This window comes from Streptomyces azureus (assembly GCF_001270025.1).
In the GTDB taxonomy this organism is placed as follows: Bacteria; Actinomycetota; Actinomycetes; order Streptomycetales; family Streptomycetaceae; genus Streptomyces; species Streptomyces azureus.
Genome location: NZ_DF968383.1, coordinates 1 through 23619, shown reverse-complemented (window position 1 = coordinate 23619; position 23619 = coordinate 1). Strand labels below are relative to the sequence as shown.

Annotated in this window: 22 protein-coding genes and 4 pseudogenes; 5 read left to right on the top strand and 21 right to left on the bottom strand. The window is 71.2% G+C overall.

What is annotated here, in order from left to right; translation table 11 throughout:
* Nucleotides 1-28: 28 nt before the first annotated feature.
* The 10 genes from AOQ53_RS31645 to AOQ53_RS46775 form a co-directional block, all read right to left on the bottom strand.
* Complete coding sequence (locus tag AOQ53_RS31645; RefSeq protein ID WP_236711880.1) at nt 29-1984, bottom strand: spermidine synthase; 1956 nt, start codon at nt 1982-1984, stop codon at nt 29-31.
* A 200-nt stretch (nt 1985-2184) separates the two neighbouring features.
* Nucleotides 2185-3240, bottom strand: a complete 1056-nt coding sequence (locus AOQ53_RS31640; RefSeq protein ID WP_059422479.1) for an NAD(P)/FAD-dependent oxidoreductase — start codon at nt 3238-3240, stop codon at nt 2185-2187.
* 10 nt (nt 3241-3250) lie between these two features.
* A complete protein-coding gene (locus AOQ53_RS31635; protein WP_059422478.1) occupies nt 3251-3769 on the bottom strand; it encodes an isoprenylcysteine carboxyl methyltransferase family protein in 519 nt (172 codons plus the stop codon).
* On the bottom strand, nt 3766-4854 hold the full coding sequence (locus tag AOQ53_RS31630) for a type III polyketide synthase (RefSeq protein ID WP_059422476.1): 1089 nt from the start codon (nt 4852-4854) through the stop codon (nt 3766-3768). The genes AOQ53_RS31635 and AOQ53_RS31630 overlap by 4 nt, the downstream gene beginning before the upstream one ends.
* Nucleotides 4855-5014: 160 nt before the next feature.
* Complete coding sequence (locus AOQ53_RS31625; protein ID WP_059422474.1) at nt 5015-5854, bottom strand: UbiA family prenyltransferase; 840 nt, start codon at nt 5852-5854, stop codon at nt 5015-5017.
* On the bottom strand, nt 5845-6012 hold the full coding sequence (locus AOQ53_RS44965) for a hypothetical protein (protein ID WP_167745785.1): 168 nt from the start codon (nt 6010-6012) through the stop codon (nt 5845-5847). Before AOQ53_RS44965 ends, AOQ53_RS31625 begins: the two co-directional genes overlap by 10 nt.
* A 29-nt stretch (nt 6013-6041) precedes the next feature.
* Complete coding sequence (locus AOQ53_RS47505) at nt 6042-6173, bottom strand: hypothetical protein (protein ID WP_269085485.1); 132 nt, start codon at nt 6171-6173, stop codon at nt 6042-6044.
* Between the two features lie 530 nt (nt 6174-6703).
* Entirely contained in the window at nt 6704-7546 is an 843-nt protein-coding gene (locus AOQ53_RS31620; RefSeq protein ID WP_059422473.1) for a phosphotransferase enzyme family protein, read from the bottom strand.
* Nucleotides 7547-7781: 235 nt separating this feature from the next.
* Entirely contained in the window at nt 7782-8009 is a 228-nt protein-coding gene (locus tag AOQ53_RS46780; RefSeq protein ID WP_236711879.1) for a hypothetical protein, read from the bottom strand.
* Nucleotides 7991-8290 carry a hypothetical protein gene (locus tag AOQ53_RS46775; RefSeq protein WP_236711878.1) on the bottom strand — a complete coding sequence of 100 codons (300 nt, stop codon included), beginning with the start codon at nt 8288-8290 and terminating at the stop codon, nt 7991-7993. The genes AOQ53_RS46780 and AOQ53_RS46775 overlap by 19 nt, the downstream gene beginning before the upstream one ends.
* A 514-nt stretch (nt 8291-8804) precedes the next feature.
* Between AOQ53_RS46775 and AOQ53_RS31610 the strand changes: the two are divergent.
* The 3 genes and pseudogenes from AOQ53_RS31610 to AOQ53_RS31600 form a co-directional block, all read left to right on the top strand.
* Nucleotides 8805-9035: pseudogene (locus AOQ53_RS31610) on the top strand (IS256 family transposase); the annotation flags it as partial.
* Nucleotides 9036-9061: 26 nt separating this feature from the next.
* Nucleotides 9062-9580: a GNAT family N-acetyltransferase gene (locus AOQ53_RS31605; RefSeq protein ID WP_059422470.1), complete on the top strand. Its 519-nt coding sequence runs from the start codon at nt 9062-9064 to the stop codon at nt 9578-9580.
* A gap of 124 nt (nt 9581-9704) precedes the next feature.
* Nucleotides 9705-9964: pseudogene (locus AOQ53_RS31600) on the top strand (oxygenase MpaB family protein); the annotation flags it as partial.
* A gap of 25 nt (nt 9965-9989) precedes the next feature.
* On the opposite strand, the gene AOQ53_RS31595 reads toward AOQ53_RS31600, so the two are convergent.
* Complete coding sequence (locus AOQ53_RS31595) at nt 9990-11402, bottom strand: tannase/feruloyl esterase family alpha/beta hydrolase (RefSeq protein WP_059422467.1); 1413 nt, start codon at nt 11400-11402, stop codon at nt 9990-9992.
* A 342-nt stretch (nt 11403-11744) separates the two neighbouring features.
* Here AOQ53_RS31595 and AOQ53_RS31590 point away from each other — a divergent pair, with 342 nt between their 5' ends.
* Nucleotides 11745-13226 carry an extracellular catalytic domain type 1 short-chain-length polyhydroxyalkanoate depolymerase gene (locus tag AOQ53_RS31590; protein ID WP_059422466.1) on the top strand — a complete coding sequence of 494 codons (1482 nt, stop codon included), beginning with the start codon at nt 11745-11747 and terminating at the stop codon, nt 13224-13226.
* Between the two features lie 25 nt (nt 13227-13251).
* Here the strand turns inward: AOQ53_RS31590 and AOQ53_RS31585 are convergent, their stop codons facing one another.
* The 5 genes and pseudogenes from AOQ53_RS31585 to AOQ53_RS31570 all read right to left on the bottom strand — a co-directional run bounded on the left by AOQ53_RS31585 (nt 13252) and on the right by AOQ53_RS31570 (nt 19120).
* On the bottom strand, nt 13252-14175 hold the full coding sequence (locus tag AOQ53_RS31585; RefSeq protein ID WP_059422510.1) for a hypothetical protein: 924 nt from the start codon (nt 14173-14175) through the stop codon (nt 13252-13254).
* Nucleotides 14176-14297: 122 nt separating this feature from the next.
* Nucleotides 14298-14472 (bottom strand): annotated as a pseudogene (locus tag AOQ53_RS46770) (snapalysin family zinc-dependent metalloprotease); the annotation flags it as partial.
* A gap of 709 nt (nt 14473-15181) precedes the next feature.
* Nucleotides 15182-16744, bottom strand: a complete 1563-nt coding sequence (locus tag AOQ53_RS31580; RefSeq protein ID WP_059422464.1) for a helix-turn-helix domain-containing protein — start codon at nt 16742-16744, stop codon at nt 15182-15184.
* 362 nt (nt 16745-17106) lie between these two features.
* Entirely contained in the window at nt 17107-18036 is a 930-nt protein-coding gene (gene bdeA, locus AOQ53_RS31575) for a bis(hydroxyethyl) terephthalate hydrolase (protein WP_059422463.1), read from the bottom strand.
* Between the two features lie 208 nt (nt 18037-18244).
* Nucleotides 18245-19120 carry an endonuclease/exonuclease/phosphatase family protein gene (locus tag AOQ53_RS31570; protein WP_063889021.1) on the bottom strand — a complete coding sequence of 292 codons (876 nt, stop codon included), beginning with the start codon at nt 19118-19120 and terminating at the stop codon, nt 18245-18247.
* A 367-nt stretch (nt 19121-19487) separates the two neighbouring features.
* On the opposite strand from AOQ53_RS31570, the gene AOQ53_RS31565 reads away from it, so the two are divergent.
* Complete coding sequence (locus tag AOQ53_RS31565; RefSeq protein WP_059422462.1) at nt 19488-20165, top strand: hypothetical protein; 678 nt, start codon at nt 19488-19490, stop codon at nt 20163-20165.
* Nucleotides 20166-20373: 208 nt separating this feature from the next.
* On the opposite strand, the gene AOQ53_RS31560 is transcribed toward AOQ53_RS31565, so the two are convergent.
* The 5 genes and pseudogenes from AOQ53_RS31560 to AOQ53_RS48425 all read right to left on the bottom strand — a co-directional run bounded on the left by AOQ53_RS31560 (nt 20374) and on the right by AOQ53_RS48425 (nt 23509).
* On the bottom strand, nt 20374-21039 hold the full coding sequence (locus AOQ53_RS31560; protein WP_236711877.1) for a hypothetical protein: 666 nt from the start codon (nt 21037-21039) through the stop codon (nt 20374-20376).
* A gap of 242 nt (nt 21040-21281) precedes the next feature.
* Complete coding sequence (locus AOQ53_RS31555; protein WP_059422460.1) at nt 21282-22487, bottom strand: glycoside hydrolase family 64 protein; 1206 nt, start codon at nt 22485-22487, stop codon at nt 21282-21284.
* Between the two features lie 149 nt (nt 22488-22636).
* A complete protein-coding gene (locus AOQ53_RS31550; protein ID WP_059422458.1) occupies nt 22637-22864 on the bottom strand; it encodes a HEAT repeat domain-containing protein in 228 nt (75 codons plus the stop codon).
* Between the two features lie 73 nt (nt 22865-22937).
* Nucleotides 22938-23144 (bottom strand): annotated as a pseudogene (locus AOQ53_RS47815) (NADAR family protein); the annotation flags it as partial.
* On the bottom strand, nt 23051-23509 hold the full coding sequence (locus AOQ53_RS48425; protein ID WP_423587682.1) for a hypothetical protein: 459 nt from the start codon (nt 23507-23509) through the stop codon (nt 23051-23053). The gene AOQ53_RS48425 and the pseudogene AOQ53_RS47815, both read right to left, overlap by 94 nt.
* Nucleotides 23510-23619: the final 110 nt, after the last annotated feature.

The window sequence follows — 23619 nt, the reverse complement described above, 5'->3', positions numbered from 1 at the left end:
CAGTGGCGGGGCGTCGTCGGGCACATGGTCAGGTCACCGCCGGGTCCCGCCCCGCGAAGCGCATGGCGACGAACGCCCCGAGGTACAGGGCGGCGACGACCAGGAGCAGTGCCTGATAGCCCGTCACCAGGGCGAGGTACTCGATCGCGCCCCCGGTCATCGCGCCCAGCAGGTTCGCGCCGAACGCGGAGGTCGGGTCCGGGGCGAGGGCGAGGCGGTCCGAGAAGATGAGGTTGGCGCAGAAGATGGGGGTGAAGGCCAGGGCGATGGCGGCGGCGAGCCGGGCGGCGAAGGGCAGGGACAGCACCGCGCCGGCGGGGACGAGCCAGACCACCGCGAGGGAGCCGAAGAGCAGCGCTTGCAGCAGCCGTTGGTTGACCCTCGGCAGCCTGCGCCGGACCTCCACCGCCGCGAGGACGGCGACCAGGACTCCGAAGAAGACGAGGGCGTTGACCAGCCAGGTCGTGCCGAAGTAGAGGGCGAAGCCGATCACGTTCTTCGTTTCGAGCAGCATGAAGGCAGCACCGAGCAGGAACATGTCGGTGTAGCGGAGCGTGCCACGGATGCGGACCCCGGCCAGGCGCACCGACAGGAGCGTCACCAGCAGGATCGCGCCCAGGGCGCCCAGGTAGAGCGTGGGGATGCTCCGGTGCAGCAGGTACGGGAAGGGGTGGTCGTCGCTCGCGGCCGCCGGGACCGCGCCGCTGGGCCGCCAGGTCTTCGCGCAGGACTGGTCGGAGGGCGTCATCCCGGCCACCAGCACGGCCGCGTTCCTCTTGAACGTCGTCATACAGGGGGCGTGACCGTAGACGTCGTCGAGGCTCCCTGCGAAGCGGTCGACCAGCCAGCTCTCGCGGTAGTAGTTGTACATGGCGAACGCGCCGTTCGGCGCCAGGTGATCGCGCGCGGCCTCGAAGGCCTGCCGGGTGAACAGGTAGCTCTCCAGGCGCAGGTTGCTCGCACCGGCGACCAGCGTCAGCGAGTCCGGCAGGGCCAGGACGATCAGGTCGTACTTGGTCTTCGTCCGCTCCAGGAAGGCGCGCCCGTCGTCGATGTGCGCGTGCACCCTCGGGTCGTCGTACGGCCTCGCGGGGTGCAGTTGTGAGCCGATCTCCTGGAGCCGGGGATCGATCTCGACCGCGTCCACGCGCTCCGCTCCGTACGCGAGCGCGACCGCGACGTCGTTGCCGTTGCCGGCGCCGATGATCAGCACGCGCTTGTGCGGGTTGCGCGGCGTCTGGTCGTACGCCTGGCGGTAGGGCGAGTCCTTACGCATCAGCACCGCTCGCGGGGCGGTGCTCTGGTGGGGGACGCCGTTGGCCGAGATGTACCAGGTCCGGGTGGTGGTCGGTGAGGGTTTGAGTTCGATCTTGTAGTAGGGCGACCAGGAGATGCCGCTCGTCGTCGTCTCCAGGAACAGGGCTGCGATCATCGCCGCGACGGGAATGCCGTACCGCAGGGTGTTGCGTCGTCCGCCGAGGACCAGCAGGGCCGCGGCGGCGAGTAGGCCCCACACGACCGAGGGAGCGCGCAGCCAGGACAGCACGGCGAAGGACAGCGAGCCGGTGATGCTGCCGAGCAGGTCGTAGCGGTAGGCGTCGAGCGAGGGAAGCAGGCGGAAGAGATCCGCGGTGATCTTTCCGATCCCCGCCATGATCACCGCGGTCAGCAGGAAGATGGCGGGCAGCGTCACCCACTCGGGAAGGCCGGTGGTCCTCACGGCGGTGAAGTAGAGGACCTCGCTGCTGCTCTGGCGCACCTGCACCGGGTACTCGCGCACCAGAACGACCAGCAGCGCGAGCGGAACGGGTGTCCAGCGCTTGAGCCACTGTCCGCGTGCCGCGGGGATCAGGAACCCGATGCCGATACCGAGGAACGATCCCAGCAGGATGAAGTTCGAGAAGTAGCTCAGGTGGACGACGTTGGCGCCCGCCCATCTGATCAGCGCCAGCTCGACGAAGAGCATGGTGGTGCTGGCCAGCACGAGCCTCCAGCGCACCGATCCTACCGATTGCCCTGATTCGGTCCGCTTCATGGCGGTTTACGGTGCCATCCTCGCTGCGGTGAGTCGAGGTGCCGTGCCGCGCTGGTGCGTGTCACTCGCGGGCGGCGTCGTTGCGTGCGGGCAGCGTCACACCCGATCGACCTGGCTCGGTCACCGGAACTGCCGACAAGGGCCGACGGCTACCCGGTCGGCCGGCCGGACTTGGCTCGCTCGTCCGCTGGGCGGGCCAGCATGGCGACGGTCGCGGAGAACAGCCACGGCAGCCGTTGTGCGACGGGCAGCAGCGCTGCGCGGGCCGGGGGCTTCCGCGTCGCGCCGAGAAGCGCGTGCGTCAGCCAGCGGTAGCGCCGGGTGAGCCGCCGCCACTCCCGCTCGTAGGCCGCCAGGTCACCGCTGGTGATGGCCCGCACCGCGGCGGGCGCCTGCGCGAGGGCCAGCGCGATGCCCTCGCCGGTCAGGGCATCGACGTATCCGGCGGCGTCGCCCACGAGCAGTACCCGGCCGGCGGTGCGCGCGCTCGCGATCTGGCGGAGCGGGCCTGCTCCCCGGACCGGTCCGGCGAGGCCGGCCCCGGCCAGCCGCTCCCGCAACTCGGGGAAGGCGGCGAGGTGGTCGTCGAACGACCGGCGCGCGGTGGTGAGCACCGCGATGCCCACGAGATCCTCGGCCACCGGCGTCACGTAGGCCTCCGCTTCTCGGGCCCAGTGCACCTCGACGTGGTCGCTCCAGGGAGCGAGCGCGTAGTGGCGCCGCAGCCCGTGCCGCAGAGGGGACCGGCGCGGTCGGTTCAGCCCGAGGGCGCGGCGGATCGGCGAGTGCAGGCCGTCGGCCGCTACGAGGTGGGCGGCGCGGGTGCCGTCGACCACCACCCCGTCCTGGTCCTGCCCGACGTGACGCGCGGTGCGCTGGTCGACGCGTACGCCTGCCGCCAGCACCGCCTCGCGCAGCAGCGCGTGCAGCGTGGTACGCCGCACCCCGCGCCCCGGGCCCGCTCTGAAGTCGGCGTCGACGCGGCGGGGGCCGGCGACGTAGCGGATACCCCGCAGGTCGTGCCCCGGCGGATGCACTCCCAACGCAGCCAACGCGGCGACGGCGCCCGGCATCAGGCCCTCGCCGCACGCCTTGTCGACGATGCCGGCACGCTGCTCCCAGACGGTGACGTCGAGCCCCGCGCGGGCCGCGTGCCAGGCCGTGGCCAGGCCCGCGGGCCCCCCGCCGACGACGAGCAGATCCATGCGTGCCTCCTCAGGCCAGCCGTGTCAGGGCAGCGTCCTCGGCGCGGACGCGGGTGGCGAGCAGGAGCCCGTTGAGCGCGGTGAAGGCGACCGCCGTGATCCAGGCCGAGTGCACGAGTGGAAGCGCGAGCCCCTCGACGACGACGGCGACGTAGTTCGGGTGCGGGATCCAGCGGTAGGGTCCGCCGGTCACTCGCGCGGCGCCGGGTACGACGATCACCCGGGTGTTCCACTGCCGGCCCAGCGTGGCGATGCACCACCAGCGCAGCCCCTGCGCGAGCGCGACGAGGGCGAGCATCGACCAGGCCAGGACCGGTACGACGTCCGGCCGGCGCACCCACACCTCCGTGAGCGCGCCGACGAGCAGGCCGGTGTGCAGCACCACCATGAACGGATAGTGGCCCCGCCCGGATTCCACGCCGCCCCGCGCGAGGCTCCAGGCGGCGTTGCGGTGGGAGACGGCCAGCTCGGCGACCCGCTCCAGGCCCACGGCCAGCACCAGGACGGTGAACCAGGTCTCGCTGCTCACTGTCCACCACCCGGGGCGCGCAGGAGTACGAGTTCGGAGCAGAATCCCGGGCCCATGGCGAGCATGAGGCCGTAGGAGCCGGGCGGGGGCGGGTGGTCGGCGAGCGTGTCCGCCAGGACATGCAGCACCGAGGCGGAGGACAGATTGCCGATCCGGCGCAGCGAGTCCCAGGTCACGCTCAACGCGTCCCGCTCGACGCCGAGGGCGTCCTGCAACGCCTCGAGGACCTTGGGGCCGCCGGGGTGAGCGACGTACCAGTCGAGGTCACGGCTGGTCAGTCCGTGATCGGCGAGGAAGCCGCGGACGTCGTCTCCGACGTACCGGCGCACCAGGTCGGGGACCGCGGAGTCGAGGACGACTCTGAACCCGCCGGAGCCGACGTCCCAGCCCATCATGCGTTCGGAGTCGGGGTAGAGGCGGCTGCGCGAGGCGAGCACCTCGGGAGCTGCGGGGTCGTCGGTCTGTGCGAGGGGGTGCTCGCGGCCGACGGCGACCACGGCAGCGGCACCGTCCCCGAACAGGCCGCTCGCCACGGCGTTGGCGACCGAGGTGTCGTCGCGCTGGAGCGTGAGCGAGCACAACTCGACCGACATCAGCACCGCCACGGCGTCGGGGCGGCCGCGCAGCAGGTCGTTCAGGCGGGCGATGCCGGCCGCGCCGGCGACGCAGCCGAGGCCGACGAGGGGCAGGCGCACCACGTCGGGGCGCAGTCCGATCTCCGCCGCGACCCGGGCCTCGAGGGAAGGCACGGCCAGGCCGGTCACCGTGCAGGAGACGATGTAGTCGACGTCGGCCGGTGTGAGGCCGACGCTCTTGAGCGCGTCGACGACCGCGCGACCGCCGAGTTCGACGCCCGCCCGGATGAAGACGTCGTTCGACTGGCCGAAGTCCTCCATCCGGCCGTACTCCTCCAGCGGCAGCACGGTGTGCCGAATCTCGACGCACACGTTGCGGTGGAGCCGCTCGACGACGCCGCGATCGACCGTGTTCCCGACCAGCGTGGTGGTGAAGGACTCGGTGATCTCCTCCTGCCGGTGGCAGTGCTCGGGCAGGGTGCCGCGGACGCTGAGGACGCGCATGGTCATGCTGGCTCCTGGGAGGGGGCGGTGGGGCGCGAGGAGCACCCGGCCGGGGCCGAGCGCGAGCTCACCCGTGACGGTGAGCGCAAGGGTGGGGGCGGGACTGCCGGGGCGGCTGTGGCGCGCGAAGGGCCGGCGCCGGCCGGAGCAGTGTCTGCCGGTGCCATCAGGCGACCGTCAGCAGCACGACGTCGAGCAGGGCGATGGTCACCGCGGCCCGGAAGGGAGCGCGCCCGCGGCCGAACCAGGTGAGCACCGCGAGGACGGTGACCAGCGCCAGGACCGTCCATGCCCACGCCGGAGGGGATCCGGCGGGACCGGTCACGGCGAGCACCGAGGCGGCGGTGAGCAGCAGGGCGGCCAGGACGCGCGAGCGGCGTTCGCCGATCCGGTGCGGCAGGCCGCGGACGCCCGTGGCTTCGTCGTCGGCGAGGTCGGGCAGCACGTTGAGCAGATGCGCTCCCACGCCGAGCGCGGCGCCGGCAGCCGTCATCCACCAGGGCGCCCAGTGAGGGGGCGAGGCAGCGAGGGTGACGACCGAGGGCAGCATCCCGAAGCCGCACGTGTACGGCGCCCATGACCAGCGGGTCGCCTTGAGCCCGAGGTTGTAGGCGTGGCCCGCGCCGGTGGCGAGGACGACGTTGACGAGTGCGCTGCGCCAGCCGGCGAGCGCGGACAGCGCGAGGGAGGCGAGAGCGGCCAGCACGAGGGCGCGTGCCACCCAGTCGGCCGGGAGGGAACCGACGGCCAACGGCTTGTCGGTGCGGCCCACGGCGCGATCGCGCGAGAGGTCGAGCAGGTCGTTGCCCCAGCCGATCGTGAGCTGGCCGGTGAACACAGCCGCGGTGACGGCGGCGGCGTCCAGCGGGTGCAGGCCGCCACGGAGTGCCAGCAGGCCCGTGACGGCGGTGACGGCCAGAGCGGGCCCTCCGTGGGCGGCGGCGAGCAGCGCGAGCGCACGCGGTGGTCCCGGGCGCGCCGGGGCCGTGTCGGCGGTTACGGGCATCGCCCGTCCACGTCCAGCGTCTGGCAGATCGCGCCACCGAGGGCGCGGGACACCTTGCGGGGGCGCAGCACGGTGCCTGTGCCGCGCCCCTCCGCTCCGTTTCCGGTTCCGGTCGCCCAGGACCACGGCCCGTCGTCACCGGTGATCACGTTGCGCATGCAGCATCGGTCCCACGTTGCCCGCCCGCTCACACGGGGTGGTCCGGCATCCGGTGGAACGGGCATGTCCGGAAGCGGAGCCGGTGCGGAGTGACGCCGAGGGGCAGGGGCGCCTGCGGGCGGGACAGCACGGCCAGCGGGTACAGGCCGGTGCCGGTCATCGAGGCAAAAGGTGTTGCCCGGGAGTCGTGACGTCGAGTCCACGCCTCCCCCCGTGCGCTCGGCCCACTCGCGGGCCGCCTCCGGACGGCCGGTGAGCAGCAGGAGCAGGGCCGCGACAGGGCCGCGCACCTCCGGATCGTCCCCGCGCGTGAACTCGATGTCGGTGGCGACGAGCCGGGCCTTCGGCAGGGGCCAAGGGCGGGGCGGGAAGCGCATGGGTCCATGAGCGGTCGGCGGCGTCGCGGGCGGCGGCCCGGGGCATCTCGCGCGTCCGGCCGAGCGCGAGAGCGATGTCCTGGCCGTGGACCGCGTACGCCTGGGTCGGCAGAGGGGACGGTGTCGACGGCGTGACAGACGGATCGTCGCCTCCGGCGACCGCACAGGGCGCCAGGGCGAGCACGACGACGGCCGGCATTGCCCCGAACACCCTGCGACTAGGGTTCGTGCACGTTCGCTGCGCGAGGTGTCCTTGAGGTTGCGTCCAGGAACGAGCTGGTGAACGTTACCTCGGCGATCTTCATGGCCAGGATCACTCCAGGCCGTCGCGATCGAGTGCTGCTCGGATCCGGCTGAGCCACTCTGCGCCCAGCCGGCGCCCGTTCGGGAATTGGTCGCCTCGATCCCAGCGCCACGTTGTGATCATCGCCAGCACGAGGATCCGGCACTCGCGCAGCAAGTCCTGATCGACACCCGGATAGTGCTCGCTGACTTCTTCGGGCGCATGGGCGAGGTCGAATTCGACGGGCCCACGGCAACACGTCTCAAGGTCTATGAACAGCAGCCCGTTCTCGTTGGCGAGCACGTTGCCCGGGTGCGGCTCGCCGTGCAGCAGCTGCTCGGCGCCGCCGCGCTCGCCGATCACTCGTCTCAGGCTCCGCAACGTGTCGCCGAGCAGCTCCCGGTCCGCGTCGGCGAGCGCCGGAGTGCGGTCGTGGTTCGCCACGAGTCGTTGAGCCTGCTCGACTCGATCCGTGAAGTGCGGCGTCGGGACATCGAGCTTGCGCATGCCTGCGTGCAGCCGCTCGAGCGCATGGGCGTAGTCGGCTGGTGAGACCTTTCGAGGTGTCACGGATTCGTAGTAGGTCCATAGCGTGACCACGAAGCCATCACGCTCATAGACGCGTGGCTCCACTCGTGGCTCGAGAGCAGCCACAGGGCACCCGGATTCGACGAGCCGCTGAGCAAGGTCGACTTCGAACTGCGCGACCTGATCCGCTACAGGTGCCACCCGGGCCAGGACGTCACAAGGCAGCAGGCGCAGAGTGAGCTTGTTCGAGTCATGAAGAACGATCGCGTCGTCGACTGTCAGGCCAAGTGATGAGGCGGTCGACATGGCCGCGGCCACCGCACGCGTGACCTCCGACGCCTGCATCGTCGCCTGGCCCCTCTCCCCTGAGCACTGTGATGGCTATCCAAGCGGTGAGCCTGCGCACCATACCAAGTCGGGGACAGAGAGCCGCAGTAGCGCGAAGGGGGAGGCGCGACTGAATCGGCGATCTGCCCCATTCGGCTTCCCGGCCGACAACCGTTCCCCAAGACCAGCGAGCCCCTTGGGGCAGCGGAACCGAAGCCTGTTCGGCGGGAATTCGCGGCTCGGTCCGTGTGCGTCAGCTGGGCGTGTCCGTGGGTTCGGCTGGAACGTGGGGGTGGGCTGCGAGGCGGTGGGCTTCGGCCGTGACCTCGGCATCGACCTGGTCCGCACTTCCGTTGTCATAGTCGAGGACGTCGTACTCGTCATCGAGTTCGGCGAGCCGCTCCGTCAGGGGCAGTTCATGTCCGTAGCGCTGGTGAAGGCGGGAGGTGAGCCCCCTGGGTGTCAGCTCGCCAGCAAGCATGCGGCGTGCGAGCGCTCGGGCGGCGTCCTCTCGGCCGGCATCGCTGGTGACCGGGTGGAAGGTGAGGCCGAGTTCGTTGAGTGCTTCGGAAGCAACTCGGGGACGTCGTAGTCCGCCTCGGCGCGTGTGCAGGCGGCGAGGATCCGAAGGCCGGGGGTGTCGAGCCCGGCGACGAGCGCATCGCAGGCGGCATTGACGACATCGCTCGCACGGATTTCTCCCGTGCTCCAGAGGGCGGCATGGTCCTGTAGAGCGATTGCTGCTGCTTCGGTCGACGTCACTCGCCCATGATTCCCTCCACGGTGCGTCCCGGTCGACCGGGTTTCATCGAAGCTGCTGTTCAGCTGCCTGTTCCAGCAGGGCTCGTGCAGAGTCGATGATGACCGCTACGGGAGGCCCGGCCGGACTGCCTACTTCCCCACCTGCGCACCCGCATCACCGCAGAACCCCGGCCCTCAGAGAGGGGACCGGGGTTCTGGGGGCGGATCTCGGACGTCCTTGATCGCACGACTCCTGAGGCGGGTCAGGCAGCAGCCCAGACACCGGACTTGGCTGCGGTCCCCGCGAAGTCGAAGACGAAACGAGTGCCGTCCCTCACGTCAGTGGCGACTGCGGTCCACTGGCCTGCCGGTGCGGTCTTGAAGGAAGGCTGGCACTGGGAGCCGCCTGAGGAAGGGTAGAAGCAGACGGCGATCTGAGTGGTTTGGTTGGGCTTGAGAAACGATGCTGCCCATCCACTGGTGCACCGGTAAGGCGCGTTCAGGCCATTGGGCGACAGGCATGCTGCGCCCGGGCGTCAATAAGATCACCGACGACGCCGACGAGCTGCCGGCGTTCGACGACTTCCCCGCCGAGCATTGGATTCAATTGCGCAACACGAACCGCATCGAGCCGGCCTCCACCACCATCCGGCTGAGGGCGACTGTCACCGAGGGCGACGGCCGCGCAGCCGCCGCGCTCGCCATGGTCTTCAAGCTCGTTGAATCCGCCCGGCAGCAGTGGCGGGCTGTGAATGCGCCCCGCCTCGCCGAACGCCCTGAGGGGGTTGCGGCGTGAGCACCATCGCGGCCCAGGCCATCAGCACCCGGCGACTGGACCTGCTGCCGCTTCACGTCGAGCACGCCGAGGAGATGGCTGGGGTGCTGTCCGATCCGGCGCTGTACGCCTTCATCGGCGGCGCCCCGGACACCCCGCAAGCTCTGCGCTCGCGCTACCAGCGCATGACCGCAGGTTCTCCCGATCCGGCCGTCTCCTGGCTGAACTGGGTGATCCGCCTCCGTGATGAGGCATGCCTGACGGGCACGGTCCAGGCGACGATCAGATACTCCGGCCACGGCGCCCTCGCCGAGATCGCCTGGGTGACGGGAACTGCGTGGCAGGCAAGAGGCATCGCCACCGAAGCCGCCCGAGGACTCGTCGACTGGCTCAGCGAGCAGCCGGTGCAGACCGTCGTCGCCCACATCCATCCCGACCATCAGGCCTCCGCCGCCGTCGCCACCGCCACCGGGCTCACGCCCACCGACGAATGGCACGAAGGCGAGATCCGATGGCACCGGAGCATCGGGCGATAACCCCACCGCACCACAGGTCTTGACTATCGCTGCCCCAGATGGCCGAGTCGCCGAAGACGGAGTTCGAGACGCTACGCCCCAGCCACCGTCCGATGGGCGAATCACCGGATGACGCGCGCCCACGCCGGCGATCCCGTGGGACACAGCCGTCAAGGCCGTACCCACCTCCTCGGCATTCTCGAAACCATCGCAGACCGCTCCCCGTTCGGCGCCTGGGCCCTGGACCGCCTCGGCCACCTCACCACCGTCCTGGAGCTGTCCTCCCTCACCCGTGGACGCGTCATGCACTACGCCATCCCCGAACAGCTCAGGAAGGACTACGGCATCTCCAGCACAGCACCCCGCGGCCACCGATGGACCCCACCGGCCGCCACGGTCTCCTGATGGCCGCTCCGCCGCTGCCCCGCGCCTACAGGGAGCAGTTGTTCGCGAGGGTCAGGGGGTTTGTCCCGGCGGGCAGGGCGACCGTGCGGGAGGCGGGCGGCCGTTGGCCCGACACGAGCCAGGCCTCCAACGCTGTGAAGGCCGTACGGTGGCACGGCGTGAGCGGACGGAGCCGGTCCGGGTACGTGTCGGCCAGGGCGTCGGTGTGGGTGCCGCCCTCGATGCGGTAGTAGCGGTGCAGGTGGCCGCGGCCGGCCTGACGCACCATGCGGGCGTAGACGTCGGAGTCCTGGCTGATCGGCAGCAGGACGTCCAGGGTGCCGTGCAGGGTGATCAGCGGCTTGCCGATCCGCCCGGTCAGCCCGATCTTCTTCACGGCCCTTCTGACCTCGGCGGGGCGGGCCGCGTAGTCGTAGTCGGCGTCGCAGGCCGGCGTGCCCGCCGCGCAGAAGGGCGTGCCCGCCTCGGTCGGCCCGTCGAAGCCGGGGTCCAGTTCCTCGCGGTAGATGCGCTGGGTCAGGTCCCAGTAGACCTGGTGGTGGTACGGCCAGAGGAACTCCGACCCGGCCGGGAATCCGGAGGCGTGCAGGGCCTCGCGCGCCTTGCCGGCTCCCTCGCCCCCGGCTGCGTACACGGGGTAGTTGCGCAGCGCCTCGGGCAGGAAGTCCAACAGGGTGGGGCCGTCTGAGCGCCACAGGGTGCCCTCCCAGTCGACTCCCCCGTCGTAGAGCTCGGGGTGGTTCTCCATCTGCCAGCGCACCAGGTATCCGCCGTTGGACATGCCGGTCACCAGAGTGTGTGACGGAGGACGGTCGTAGCGCCGGGCGACCGTCGCCCGGGCGGCTCGGGTGAGCTGGGTGAGCCGGTCGTTCCACTCGGCGACGGCGTCTCCCGGCGTCCTGCCGTCCCGGTAGAAGGCGAGGCCGGTGTTGCCCTTGTCGGTGGCGGCGTAGGCGTAACCGCGGGACAGCACCCAGTCGGCGACGGCCCGGTCGTTGGCGTACTGCTCGCGGTTGCCGGGGGTGCCCGCGACCACCAGACCGCCGTTCCACCTGTCGGGCAGGCGGATGACGAACTGGGCGTCGTGTCCCCAGCCGTGGCTGGTGTTGGTGGTGGACGTGTCGGGGAAGTAGCCGTCGATCTGGATGCCGGGGACCCCGCTGGGGACGGCCAGGTTCTTCGGCGTCAGCCCTGCCCAGTCGGCCGGGTCGGTGTGCCCCGAGGCGATCGTGCCGGCCGTGGTCAACTCGTCCAGGCAGGCGGCCTGCTGGTGCTGGGCCCCCGGTACGCGCACCTTGGCCAGGCGTTCGCAGTGGCCGCCCGGGTTCGCCGGTGCCGCCGTGACGGGCGCTTGGGTGAGCGTGAGGGCGGCCAGGGCGAGGGCCGCTGGCACGCTTCGCCGCCAGGAGCGCGGCGGGGAACGGAAGGTGGGACGCATGGTGTGCCTCCGCGACGGCGTACAAGGACGCGTCGGAGGCTATGACGTCGGTTCACCGCGACATATGGGCCCGGGGACCACCATCCGCCGCCTGGCGGTGGCTGCCGACACCACCCGGTCGGCTGGGCTGGAGAGGCCCCGTCCGGTGAGCTCCGGCCTTACCCGACCCATCACGAACGGGGCCATGGAGCGCCGTCACACAGCTCGTCGCCAAGCGTGGCCGCCCCACCCATGCCGTCGTCGGCGAGCGCACCCCATGATGCTCGCCACGCCGGTCACCGGATCCCTCGTCCGGCATCGGCGACACGAAGCATTCCTCCCCCACATCAGGAGGCAGTCGTCATGGGACAGTCGCGCCCGCCGTTCCGCTGCACGAGGAGCCGCCGCCTCCGCGGAGGCATCCGCCGCTGGGTCACCGCCGCCGCGGGGGCTCTGGCCCTCACCGGTGGCCTGATCGCCGCGAGCCCCCAGGCATCCGCCGCGGGTCTGACCCAGGTCACCGGCTTCGGCACCAACCCCGGCAACCTGTCCATGTTCACCTACGCGCCCGACGCGCTGCCGGCCGACGCCCCGCTCGTGGTCGCCCTGCACGGCTGCGCGCAGAGCGCGAGTGACTACTACGCGCGCTCCGGCTGGCCGAAGTTCGCCGACACCTACGGTTTCGCCCTGGTCCTCCCCCAGACGAACAGCGCCAACAACGCCAACTCCTGCTTCAACTGGTTCGAACCGGGCGACAGCGTTCGCGGTCAGGGCGAGTCGCTGTCGATCAAGCAGATGGTCGACAAAGCCGTCTCCCTGTACGGCAGCGACAACCGGCGGGTCCACATCACCGGCCTGTCCGCCGGCGGCGCCATGACCGCGAACATGCTCGCCGCCTACCCGGACGTCTTCGCGGGCGGCGCCATCGCCTCCGGACCGCCCGCGCGTTGCGCGAACAGCGTGGCCGCAGCGTACACCTGTATGTACAGCCCGCCGGACAGGAGCCCCGCCCAATGGGGGGACCTGGTGCGCTCCGCCGCTCCGGCCGGTACGACCTCCTGGCCGCGCGTCGCGATCTGGCAGGGCACCGCCGACACCACCGTCAAGCCCGCCAACGCCACCGAGTTGCGCGACCAGTGGACGAACGTCCTCGGCCTCGGCCAGACGCCCTCCCGGACCGAGAGCCTCGGCGGGGGCACCACACGGAGCGTCTACGACGACGCCTCCGGCCGCCCCTCCGTCGAGGTCTACTCCGTCTCCGGGATGGGGCACGGGCTGGCGGTCGACCCGGGCAACGGCCCCGAACAGTGCGGCAGTACGGGCGCCTACTACCTCGACACCGTCTGCTCCAGCTACCACACCGCCCGCTTCTGGGGGCTCGACGACGACGGGAGCACCGGCTCCCTGCCCGCACCGGGGCTGACGGTCACCGGGACCACCGACACCACCGTCTCTCTCAGCAGGAAGGCGGTCGACGGCGCGGCCTCGTACGTCGTCAACCGCGGCGGTACGAAGGTGGGCACGACGACGTCGACCTCGTACACCGACACCGGCCTGGCGACGGGCACGACGTACACCTGCACCGCGGCGGCCTCGGACACAGCGGGCGCGGCAGGCGTCGTCTCCTCACCTGCGACCGCGACCACCACCGGGTTCACGCCCACGTGCCATACGGACAGCACCTACGACCACGCGGTCGCCGGACGCGCCTACCAGAGCGGCGGTCACGCCTACGCCAAGGGCTCCGGTCAGGCGATGGGGCTGTGGAACACATTCACCACCCGCACCCTCAAGCAGGCCGCGCCCGCCCACTACGTGATCGCCGACTCCAGTTGCCCGGCCTGAGCTTGCCTGCCTCGGACTCGTCGGGTCAGAAACTGCGGTTGATCTTCTTTTCCCGCATCAGTTTCTCCAGCTCCTCGTCCGAGAGCGGGTGAAGCGTGTTCAGGAGACGACGCAGCCCGGGTTCGCCGAGGGTCTGGCTGGTCACCTCGACCTCCGCCTTCCGGTAACGGCGGACGAGGGTGACGGCGTGCTCGCCACTGGGGAGGTCGCGGACCATGCGCATCTCACCGTGCGCGTCCACCGTGCAGGTCACGCCCTTCTCCCGGAGGTCGGGGCACCGGGGCGTCGGTGTGAGCGGCGAGCGCACCGTGAGCGCCACGTAGGAGAACACGTCCTCCCGGACACCGCGGTAGTCGACGCTGAAGGAGGCGGGGCCGGCCTCGGCACGAGACAGTTGCATCCCGGGCGGCGCAGCGCCCAGGTACAGCAGTTCCGCATGCTCCCGGTACCGCGCGGCCTCCGCCTCCTGCCGACGCTGCTCCGCCTGCGCCGGCCCGACGAAACCCCCGTAGACCACCCCGGCCGCCAGCACGGTCACCGCCCCCAGCCGCACCCGGCGGTTCGGCACGAAGAACGCCGCGGCCACGGCGTACGGCGCCCCTGCCAGCGCGATCCGGGTTCTGGCGCCGCCCAGGTCGACGCCTCCGTAGTAGGCGGCCAGACCCGCCAGGACGCCCAGCGTGCCGAGGACGAAGACCGACACCGCCCAGCCGAGCCGCTGCGGCACGGAGCCGCACAGCGGCACCACGGTCCGTGCCGGTGCGGCCGTCGTGGCCAGCAGACCCACCGTCAGCGGCACGCCCAGCAGGAGCACCGGCGCCGTCGCCCCTCTCCCACCGCCCCAGGCCGCCATCACCAGCCCGAAGCCGAGCACCGGCACGGCGGCCGCCATCGTCGCCCAGACCAGGAGGAGGTGCAGGGCCGTCAGCGCCCGTCTGCCACTCGTCATGCCGGGGATCTTGTCAGCCAGGGCCCCGGCGAACATGAGTACTCGTACTCAGCACCGGACCGAGCGGCCCCGACCGCTCGCCGCAGGACGATCCCAAGGGCACCCAGGTGGTGCCGCACGCGTCAGTCCACGATCACCTCGGCACGCGCCGCCGGGGCCCGCCCGACCAGTACGTCGCCGAAGTTCCCTAGGCCTCCGCCTTTTCCGCCGCGTTCGGATACGGGTCCGTGCACGCGGTGCCCCGCTGGAATCGGACATCAGGCTCGAGCACGGTCCGGGCTTGCGATCGGGCAGACCGTAGGTGAGGACACGGGCGGCCGGGGGGGGGCGGCGGCCGTTTGTGGGGCGGCAGCCGCGGCGCCCGGTGTCCGGTCAAGCGCTGGCGTGGTGACGCCAGGCGGCCCTGCGCGGAGCGGCGTGGCGCACAGGCTCACCCGAACGGGCAGCCTGCTGACGCCACAGCCACAGGGATGTCATGGACAGCAGAGCGACGAAGACCACCAGGAAGACGACCGATACCCACATCGGCCGGCTTCCAGGTTCATCCCATCCCGCCGATGCGGTCGCAACGCCCCACAAGACCGACCCCCCGGCGTAAAACCTGCGCATCCTGCGCAGTTGCCGCAGGGCTCGTACGGACTCAGCGTGATCGTTTTCCGGTGCCATGCCGACGCAGGTACCCCGATACGCACACTCCATCAGCCCCGGGCACGCCCCGGTCGGCGCGGCCCCCCGGACCCCGAGGTCACGAGGTCCGAGAGGCGAGGTACTCCTTGACGCCCGGCGCGGTGTGCGCGTCCTCCACGTTCACCGCGGCGCCGACCGCCTTGGCGTCCTTGCCCGGAGGGGACCTCGGTGGTCCGCCCGGTGGCCGGCGGTCTGCCTGGAGTGTGCCCCGGTGGTCCGCCAAGATTTCCGCTGGGCGGACCACCGGGATTCCCTCCCCCGGGCGGGCCGCCCGGACCTCCTCAGTGGGGGCCGCTGGGCCTCCCTCCCCGGTGAGGGCTCAGCGGCTGTCCTGGTCGACCATGCGGGCCAGTTCGATGCGGGAGCGCACGCCGAGCGCGGCGAAGACATTGCGCAGGTGGTAGTCGACCGTACGGGTGCTGACGGCCAGCCGCTGGGCCACCTCCCGGTTGGTGGCGCCCTCGGCCACGTACCGTGCGATCCGCAGTTGCTGGGGCGTCAGCCGCGACAACCCTCCCGCCGCTTCCTTCACGGACGCGGCTCCGTTGGCGCGCAGCTCGCCACGCGTCTGGCCGGCCCAGGCGCCGGCGCCGCAGCGCTCGAAGCCCACCAGGGCGGCTCCGAGCCGGCTCCGGGCCTCGCGCAAGCGGCGGCGCCGCCGCAGCCACCGGCCGTAGAGGAGCTCGGTGCGGGCACGTTCGAAGTCGCCTCCCCTCTCGTCGTGCAGGGCCAGCGCCCGCATGTAGAGGCCGTCGGGGCGGTCACCGGGGGCGAGCAGGGCACGGCAGCGGGCGAGCTGGGCCGGCGCGTGCGGGTCGACGCCGAAGGCCGCCCACTGGGCGAGGTCGGCGAGGACCGTACTCGCGTCCTGGGGGTGGCCGGTCAGCACCGCGGCCTCCACGTAGCAGGGAAGGGCCAGCATCCACACGGCGAAGTGGCCGCGCCGGGGGCCGGGCCCGACGAGCGGGCCGAGCCGGTCGTAGGCGTCCAGGGGACGGCCGCGGGCCAGGTCGGCGCGGGCGGTGGCCCACTCCGCGAGGGTCGCCGTCTGGGCCAGGCCGTGACGGCGGGCGGTGGTCAGGGCCACCGAGGCGTGGCGCGCGACCGTGGCGGTGTCCCCCTCGATCGAGGCCGCCAGGGCGAGCATCGCGTGATGGCCGGCGGCCGTGTTGCGGTACCCGGCCGCCAGCGCGGCCCGGACGCCCTCCTCGGCATGGGTGCGTGCCAGCGCGTGGCAGCCGGCGCGCAGTTCGCCGTAGGCCAGGTACTCGAGGGCCCGGGCCTCGGCCGCGGGGCAGTCCGCGTCTCGGGCGGCCGCGAGGGCGCGGGCCCCGGCGGCGCGGGCCGCTCGGACGTCCCCGAGCAGCAGGGCCGCTGCCGCGCCGCGCAGCAGGCGGTCCGGCCGGCCTTCGGTGCGCGCCTGGTCCAGTACACGCCGCAGTGGTCCGGCGGCGCGGTCAGGGGTCCGGGCGAGCAGGGCTCGCATGCCGTCGCGGTAGTCCCGCACGAACGCGTCGCGGGCCCACCCCGGCCCCGGCCCGCCGGACGGCTCGGGCGGGCCGCTCTCAGCCGGAGGAACAGCGACGTCCGTGGTGTCGAGCGGTGGCGGGCGGTCGGTGTCTCGTCCGGTCGTCGAGGCGCCGTCCTGGTCCGCGGAGGCTTGGGCGGTGACGGTGCCCTGTCCGGCGTACCCGCCCCCTGCCCGCCCCGAGGTGTCCGTGCCGTCGAGGGTGCTCAGACAGAGCGTGACGTCGCCCGTCGCCCAGGCGGCGTCCGCGGCGCAGAGGCGGGCGGCCTCGGCACTGTCCGGGGCGTCGGCGGCCAGCAGGGAAGCGGCCAGCAGCAGGGACGCGCGGGCGTCACCCACCGGCCCGTCGAACAACTGCCGCCTCCCGCGCGCGAGTGCGGCACGACCGCGGTCCGCGGCGGCCGGCTCGGCGCTGGCTCGTCCGTTCCGGCCCCCTACGGGGAGAGCCGTCCGCGCACGGCTTCCGTCTCCGTCCATTCCCGTGAGGTTACTTGCGCGTAGTGAAGACCGGAAGGCTGACGTCCGCGCATCCTCGCGCGCACATCTGCGGCTTCACCTGCCCGTTGGCCGGGCACGGCCGGTGGACGGATTGTGCCGGCGCCCAACGGCCGGTCGTCTCGGCCGTGCCCCGGCACGACACCGGCGGCGGACGCGTCGCACGCGTCCGCCGCCGTCCCCCCTGGCTGCGGCGGTTGCGCAATCAGGGGCGCGGGGTGTCAGGAACCGTGCGGGCAGTTGCCCCGGTACTCCTCGATGGTCAGGCTCGGCCGGGGCAGCGGGCACAGGAACTGCTCGTAGCGGGTGTCGTTGTCGATGAACCGCTTGAGCCAGGAAATGCTGTACTTCGCGATCGTCGTGTTCGACGAGTTGGGCGTGAAGTGCGTCGCCGAGTTCAGCTCCAGGTAGCCCCGGTCGAGCGAGGAGGAGAGGCTCGAGTAGAAGGGCTCGGCGTGGGACGCGACGGGGGCGATGGTGTCTCCGTCGGCTCCGATGATCAGGGTCGGTGTGGTGACCTCGGGCCAGGTCTTGTCGAGGTTCCACGGGGTCAGCGGTATCGCCGCCTGGAGGCCGGGACGCGTCTTGGCGGCCTCCAGGCTGCCGCCGCCGCCCATCGAGTGACCCATCACGCCGAGGCGGGAGGCGTCGACGCGGCCGCGCACCGAGCTGCGCTCGGTGAGGTGGTCCAGAGCGGCCAGGAGCTGACGTCCGCGGGAGTCGGGCTGGTCGACCGTGGTGAGCGTGTCGATGGTGAACACCACGAAGCCCTGCGAGGCCAGGCGCGGTCCCAGCCAGGCGATGGAGGACTCGTAGGCGGTGTAGCCGGGCGAGATGGCCACCGCGCCGAAGGTGCCGTCGCTGGTGCTCGTCGGGTAGTAGATGGTGCCGCCGCCGAATCCCGTGACGGACAGCGAGGAGACGGACGTCTGCGACACGGCGTACGTGCCGCGCGGCGCCTCGATGCTGGATGTGGTGGGGGCCGGGCCGCGCTCGTAGGGGTTGTCGGCAGCGTGGGCCCCCGGGCCGGCCAGGGGCCCGAGGCCCACGAGGACGGCGAGCGCCGCGGCGGTGCCGGCCAGTCGCCCGGTCCGGCGCCGGAGGGAGCCGGAGGCACGGGTGGGTGAGTCGGTGTGGGGGTGGAGTCGCACGACGAGTCGTCCTCTCTGTCATGGCGGCGACTCATGCGACGGGCACGCTGGACCTGGGGAGTCCGCCGCGTGCCCGCGGAGGGCACCGCCATCGGGCTGGCCGTGCCACTGTCGGGGACCGGCACCCGCGCGCGGACCGGCAATGTCACCGGTCACCTCGAACTGCGGGAAGTCGCCCCGCGTGATCGCGAGGGGATCCGGAAACGCTCTAACCCAAGGCCACGTCGGTGTGGAGCAGATGGTGGTCTGAGTACGCGCTGGGTTGCACGCGGTGCCTGAGTGGGGCGATGCCTCGCAGGAAGACGTAGTCGAACTTGCTGTGCCAGTCGGTGGTCACCTCACAGGTGCCGACGGGCGAGGGACGGCACTGAGGGTCTGTATCCGTGGCCAGTACCCACATCCGGGCGAGTTCGGGAGCATCCGGCACGGCGTTGAAATCGCCGAGAACGATTGCGCGGTCGTGCCGGGCGACTTCTGTTGCCAGTACCGCCGTCTGGTCTGCCCGGACTTCTTCCTGACGTCGTTGGGCGAGGTGTGTGTTGAAGACGCGGACCTGCTGGCCGCCCACCGTGGTCGTGACTGCCATGTACCCACGGTCCTCGGATCCGCCGTCAGGGTATTCCACGTGGACGCGGTCCGTCATCGGTGCCGCCGAGAGAACCGCCTGGCCGAAGGCCCCCGGACTCCACGGCAGTCCCCCGCAGCGGCCCCAGTCCTGAAGAACCATCCCGTACTCGACGTGGTAAACCAGCCCGTGAAGGCTCTCCAGATAGTCCCGGATCCTCTCGACGTCACGCACGCACGCTTCCTGAAGACCGATGACCTGCGGCGCGTACGCGGCGATCTCCGCCGCCCGGTCGACGTTGCTCACCTCGCAGGGATTACAGATGTTCCACGTCATGACCCGGTTCGGCACGGCATCCCTGACGGCCGCGATGGGCAGTGACCTGCCGAAGACGGCACCGCCAGGTGCGCTGGGGCCGACGAGCACCATGCAGACCACGGTCATGGCGCCCGCGAACAACCGCGTGGCCCTTCCGAACACCATCGCCTCCCCAGTGTCCCTGCACATGGCATCTGCCATCCCCGGGCAAGAGGTTATGGGACGGGAGCGACAGCAGTACATGCTTCGCCCCCTCCAGCACGATGCCGGAAGACGACAGCGCCGCATCCCGGCCCTGCCGGCCTGCGCGGCTACCGGAAACTGCCTCAGGCCGCAGGCACGAACTCATGTCCGCTTACTGCCGCGTTGGCACCCTGCCACCACCACCTCGAGGCCCACGGCGGGCGCCTGACACAACTCCGTGCGAGCAACCGGCTCCGCCTGTCCGTACTATCTCTACACGAAGGCACCCTGCGGCACGCGCGATGTCCTGCCAGGCCGGCCGAGACCTCGCCCTCAGAGAAGCTTCGCCCGCAGGACGGCCACACGCCGAGGAAAGGTCAGCACCATGCCCGAGACAACAACTCCCGCCACCGAACTGGCATCGCAGTACATCGCCCAGGTGACCGGCGACCTGGAGGCGAACCTCAAGGAGCAGGAAAGGATCGGTGCGGAAATCGCCTCACTGCAGGAGCAGCTCGCCGCCCTGCAGCGTGACCACAGCGTGCTGGTGAACATGCGGGAGGCACTCGGCATCGAAGCGGCCCCGGCCGAGCCTGCTGCCGAGAATCAGAGCGCCACGGTGCCCTCGCCACGGCGGAGGAAGGCCGGCGCCACGCCCGACGGGAAGCAGAAGGCACGCAAGTCCACCACCCGCCCGCGGAAGAAGGCAGCCGGAAAGCCCGAAGCCAAGGCCGCGGCTGCCACGAAGGCAGCCGGAAAGCCCGAAGCCAAGGCCGCGGCTGCCACGAAGGCGGCCCAGCCCACCCTGGTCGAGCTCATTCGCCACCACCTCGCCGAGCAGAAGGAACCGCGCTCCGCTGCGGAGGTCTCCGCAGCCCTCAACCAGGCTCACCCCGATCGCGACATCGCGACCAAGGTCGTGCGCGTCACGCTCGAGGCACTGGTCGCCAAGAGCCAGGCCGAACGCACCAAGCAGGGTCGGTCCGTCTTCTACACCGCCCCCGCGTCGGAGCCGACGGCTGCGCCCGACGCCGAGGCACAGCCGAAAAACGCCCACAACTGACGGCGCGTCATCAGCGTGGACGGCACGCTGGATGACATCGCGGCGATGCCGGGGAGGCAGTGCAGGCCGGCGGTCAAGTCAGGCCGACGTGGCCTGCTTGCCGACGCAGGACGGGTGGACGGCCGTCGGCGCCCATGGGTGCCGACGGCGTTGCACAACTCGCTCTCGCTCGCTGCCGGGCTCGTCGCCCCTCGCGGAGGCGCCGGGATCAGCTGCTGCGGGTGAAGAGCTTGTCCTGGGTGGAGCCGGTGGTGCACAGCTTCTTTTCCTCGGTCGTCATCTTGCGGGACTTGACCACGACCGCGCTGTGCTTGCCGTCCGTGCCGTTCGGGGCCGGGCCGGTGACCACGTCGGGGACGAACCAGTAGTAGTGGCCCCACTTGGGATCGTCGTAGTGGGTCTGCCACGTGCCGGTTATCCGCTGCATCACCTGGGCGCGGGAGATCCAGCCGACTTCTCCGGGCCGCACGTTCACGGTGAAGGAACTCGTCTCCGTGTGCGTGCTCTGCCACGTGTAGTCGTACGTCGCGGTCACGCTGGCCGTGATGATGCCTTCGATGCCTCCGCCCACCGTGACCGAGCCGCCCACCGAGTGGGAGGAGCCCACGGTGTCGGCCCAGGACATCGACTGGGAGGCGGGCGAGTCGGTGCAGTTGTAGAGCAGTCCGGAGACCTGGCGGGGCTCCCCGAGGTAAGCCCGGCTGAGGCGTGGGGAGTTGAAGGTGCACTTGGCTTCCCCGGACGCGCAGTCGGCCATGATCTGCTCCGCGGTGGGCTGTTCCTCGGCCGCGGCGGGCACGGTGGTCGCGATCACCCCGAGCGCGGTCGCAGTCAGTGCCAGCGTGCGGCTGCCGTACCGCAGTGTGCGGTTCATCGTCATCGTTGGTGCCTCTCACCATTGCATGGGGGGACAGTGACCACACCCCCTGTTGCTGGAGGGTGTGCAGTCATCGCCTGGTGCCCCTGAGGCTCACGTAAACCGCAGCCCATCTACACCAAGGAACAGCCAAGTTGTAATTGGTTTCCAGAAATGATGAGCAGTCAGCGATGCGGTCCGGGCGCAGTCGCCGGCACCGCGAGTGGACGGCGGTGCCGGCGGCTGCGGGAGGAGCGTTGTCAGTTGAAGGGGTCGAGGGTGAGGTAGGCCTGGCGCGGGTTGCCGTCGTGCACGAGGGACTCGTGGTGACCCACGTCGTCGAAGGCGAAGGCGTACGCCTTGCCGTCGGCCATCTGGGCGTGGATCTTGCGGGCGTAGTGGTTGGTCACGTTGTCCTTGTAGAAGGCGTCGGCGCTGGAGTCGGGCTGGTTGGGGTTGGTCAGCAGCGTGGAGCGGTTGAAGCCGGCGCACAGGGTGCGTGAGACCGGGCCGCGGACCTGGTCGTTCGGCGCGTCGAGCTTTCTGTGGCAGCCGAAGACCGAGGAGGCGTCCGGCTTTTCGAAGGTGGTGACGGTGGTGCCGGCACTGTCGGTGAAGCGCATGACGTTGCCGGAGACCCGGCCGTAGTACCTGGTGCCCGGCCGGTCGGCGAACGGGCTGACCGTCAGGGTCGAGCTGGAGTACTTCTGCCAGACGCGGTTGATGTAGTCGTCCATGACGGTGGCCGGCAGTGCGCCGGTCTCCAGGCCGTACAGGGGGGACAGGGCGCGCAGTACGGTGCCGTCGGGGCGGGTCTGGATCAGGTTGGCCCAGCCTCCGGGCTGTCCTCTGAGGGCGTTGAAGAAGCCGTGGTAGCCGCCGGGCTTGAGGCGGCCGGTGGATGCCGTGGTTCCGTCGGCTCGCTGCACTCCTACCGCGTACGGTGCGGAGAACATGTCGACCTGTGTGCTGTTGATCCACAGACCCGCGTCGTTGAGGGTGTACTCCGACCAGTTGAACAGGATGTTCCGGTTTGGGTCGGCCGGGTTCTGCACGGCGGGCTGGACCAAGCCGCCGGTGGTGAGTTTGAACACCAGTTTCTGGCCGTAGGAGAAGTACACGCGGCCGGAGAACTTCGGCATGCGGATCGTTGTCGACTGGCCTGCGGCCGGGCCCGGGATCGATGCGTCGGGGGCGGGAGCCGGCGGGTTGCCACCCGTCGGCCAGGGGTGGAACGTGCCGTTCGCGTCGGCCCAGCCCTGCCGTCCGGTCGACAGTTCGGTGCCGAGGTTGTAGATGTACACCTGCTCGCCGCGGGCCGAGTTGTTGGTGATCTTCAGGGGGATCGTCGCCGGGACGGCGGCGTGGGCCGGCGTACTCGCTCCGGCCGCGAGAAGTGAACTGGTCAGGGCCGTCGCGAGGGACAGCCCGACAGCTGTGAGGCTGCGTCTGAGAGTGCGTAACATGCTCTGTCTCCGTTCGACAAGTGGCCGATCCGGGAAGGGGTGAGAGCGCTCTCAGAGCGTGCCGCGTTGGTCCGGACCTGTCAATGTGCCGGGACGGATGCCGAGTTGTGCGGTCCCGGGGTGCCGTACGCGAGGGTCCGCGTCCACCATCAGCGGGAGCAGCACTCGCCGCCCGCCTCGGGGTCCCCGAGCCGGCCGAGGGCCAGGGCGGCGGCCGCGCGCACGGTGGGCGCGGGATCGCCGGCCGCCTCGGTGCGGACGCGGACGTACCTGGCCCCGCCCGTCCTCCCGAGCCCCTTCACCGCCGCCGCGCGCCGCTCCAGGGCCGGCGCCTCCGACTCGCGCAGGAGGAAAGCGATCTGATGGTCCGCCCCCATGGCCGCCGCCAGGAAGTTCGCAACGGACGAGTTCCAGGAGGCGGCCCGTCCAGTTCCGGCCGCGGCCGCCGTTGCCGCCCCGGAAGCGGGAGTCGCAGTCGTCGTAGACGAGTGTCGCGTGGTGTGTGTCCAGGAGGATCCGGGCGAGGGCCGGGTGCCGGGTGTACTTGGCCCTCAACAGTGCGGTCATGACGGCGGTCCGGGCCCGTTCCCACCCGTCGCGACGGGGAGCACCGGCTGCCGTGTCCCGGGCGGCGTAAACGGTGTTCGCGTCCCTGATGGCGGCCGGGCGTCGGGGTCCGTGGTGGACAGGGCCCAGTACGCGTGGGCGACGGAGGGGTAGGTGACGCCGGCGGCCGGGACGGGGGCGGGGAAGTCGTCGCGGAGGGCCTTCGTGCCCGGGTCGTCCGAGGGCTCCCGGGAATGGCTCTCGTGCAGGTGGATCGCGGGGGGGGGCGATCGGTGTCGCGGGCCCATGTGCCGGAACTCGTGCGGGCCGTTCCGCGATCCGCTTCGCCCGCTCCTCGAAGGAGGCGATCGCGTCGTCGTACTCCTCCTGCGTGACCGGTTCGCCGACCCGGCGCCGTCCAGGTGCTCGCCGGGTCCGGTCACCAGGACCTGGAGCGGCCAGTCCTCGCGGTCCATGTCGCCGAGCGTGCAGTGGCGTTGGATCTCGGGGATGGCGAGCTAGGGTCTGTTGCGAAAGTGGATCTTGTTCGTTGATGATGACGTGCTGTGGGACGTGGGGATCTGAC

Coding starts and splice junctions, on each gene's coding strand:
- AOQ53_RS31640 (WP_059422479.1), bottom strand. CDS start 3,240: ATGGATCTGCTCGTCGTCGGCGGGGGGCCCGCGGGCCTGGCCACGGCC.
- AOQ53_RS31630 (WP_059422476.1), bottom strand. CDS start 4,854: ATGACCATGCGCGTCCTCAGCGTCCGCGGCACCCTGCCCGAGCACTGC.
- AOQ53_RS31625 (WP_059422474.1), bottom strand. CDS start 5,854: ATGCCCGTAACCGCCGACACGGCCCCGGCGCGCCCGGGACCACCGCGT.
- AOQ53_RS44965 (WP_167745785.1), bottom strand. CDS start 6,012: ATGCGCAACGTGATCACCGGTGACGACGGGCCGTGGTCCTGGGCGACC.
- AOQ53_RS47505 (WP_269085485.1), bottom strand. CDS start 6,173: ATGACCGGCACCGGCCTGTACCCGCTGGCCGTGCTGTCCCGCCCGCAG.
- AOQ53_RS31620 (WP_059422473.1), bottom strand. CDS start 7,546: ATGCAGGCGTCGGAGGTCACGCGTGCGGTGGCCGCGGCCATGTCGACC.
- AOQ53_RS46780 (WP_236711879.1), bottom strand. CDS start 8,009: ATGCTTGCTGGCGAGCTGACACCCAGGGGGCTCACCTCCCGCCTTCAC.
- AOQ53_RS31595 (WP_059422467.1), bottom strand. CDS start 11,402: ATGCGTCCCACCTTCCGTTCCCCGCCGCGCTCCTGGCGGCGAAGCGTG.
- AOQ53_RS31590 (WP_059422466.1), top strand. CDS start 11,745: ATGGGACAGTCGCGCCCGCCGTTCCGCTGCACGAGGAGCCGCCGCCTC.
- AOQ53_RS31585 (WP_059422510.1), bottom strand. CDS start 14,175: ATGACGAGTGGCAGACGGGCGCTGACGGCCCTGCACCTCCTCCTGGTC.
- AOQ53_RS31570 (WP_063889021.1), bottom strand. CDS start 19,120: ATGGCAGATGCCATGTGCAGGGACACTGGGGAGGCGATGGTGTTCGGA.
- AOQ53_RS31565 (WP_059422462.1), top strand. CDS start 19,488: ATGCCCGAGACAACAACTCCCGCCACCGAACTGGCATCGCAGTACATC.
- AOQ53_RS31560 (WP_236711877.1), bottom strand. CDS start 21,039: ATGAACCGCACACTGCGGTACGGCAGCCGCACGCTGGCACTGACTGCG.
- AOQ53_RS31555 (WP_059422460.1), bottom strand. CDS start 22,487: ATGTTACGCACTCTCAGACGCAGCCTCACAGCTGTCGGGCTGTCCCTC.
- AOQ53_RS31550 (WP_059422458.1), bottom strand. CDS start 22,864: ATGGGGGCGGACCATCAGATCGCTTTCCTCCTGCGCGAGTCGGAGGCG.
- AOQ53_RS48425 (WP_423587682.1), bottom strand. CDS start 23,509: ATGGACCGCGAGGACTGGCCGCTCCAGGTCCTGGTGACCGGACCCGGC.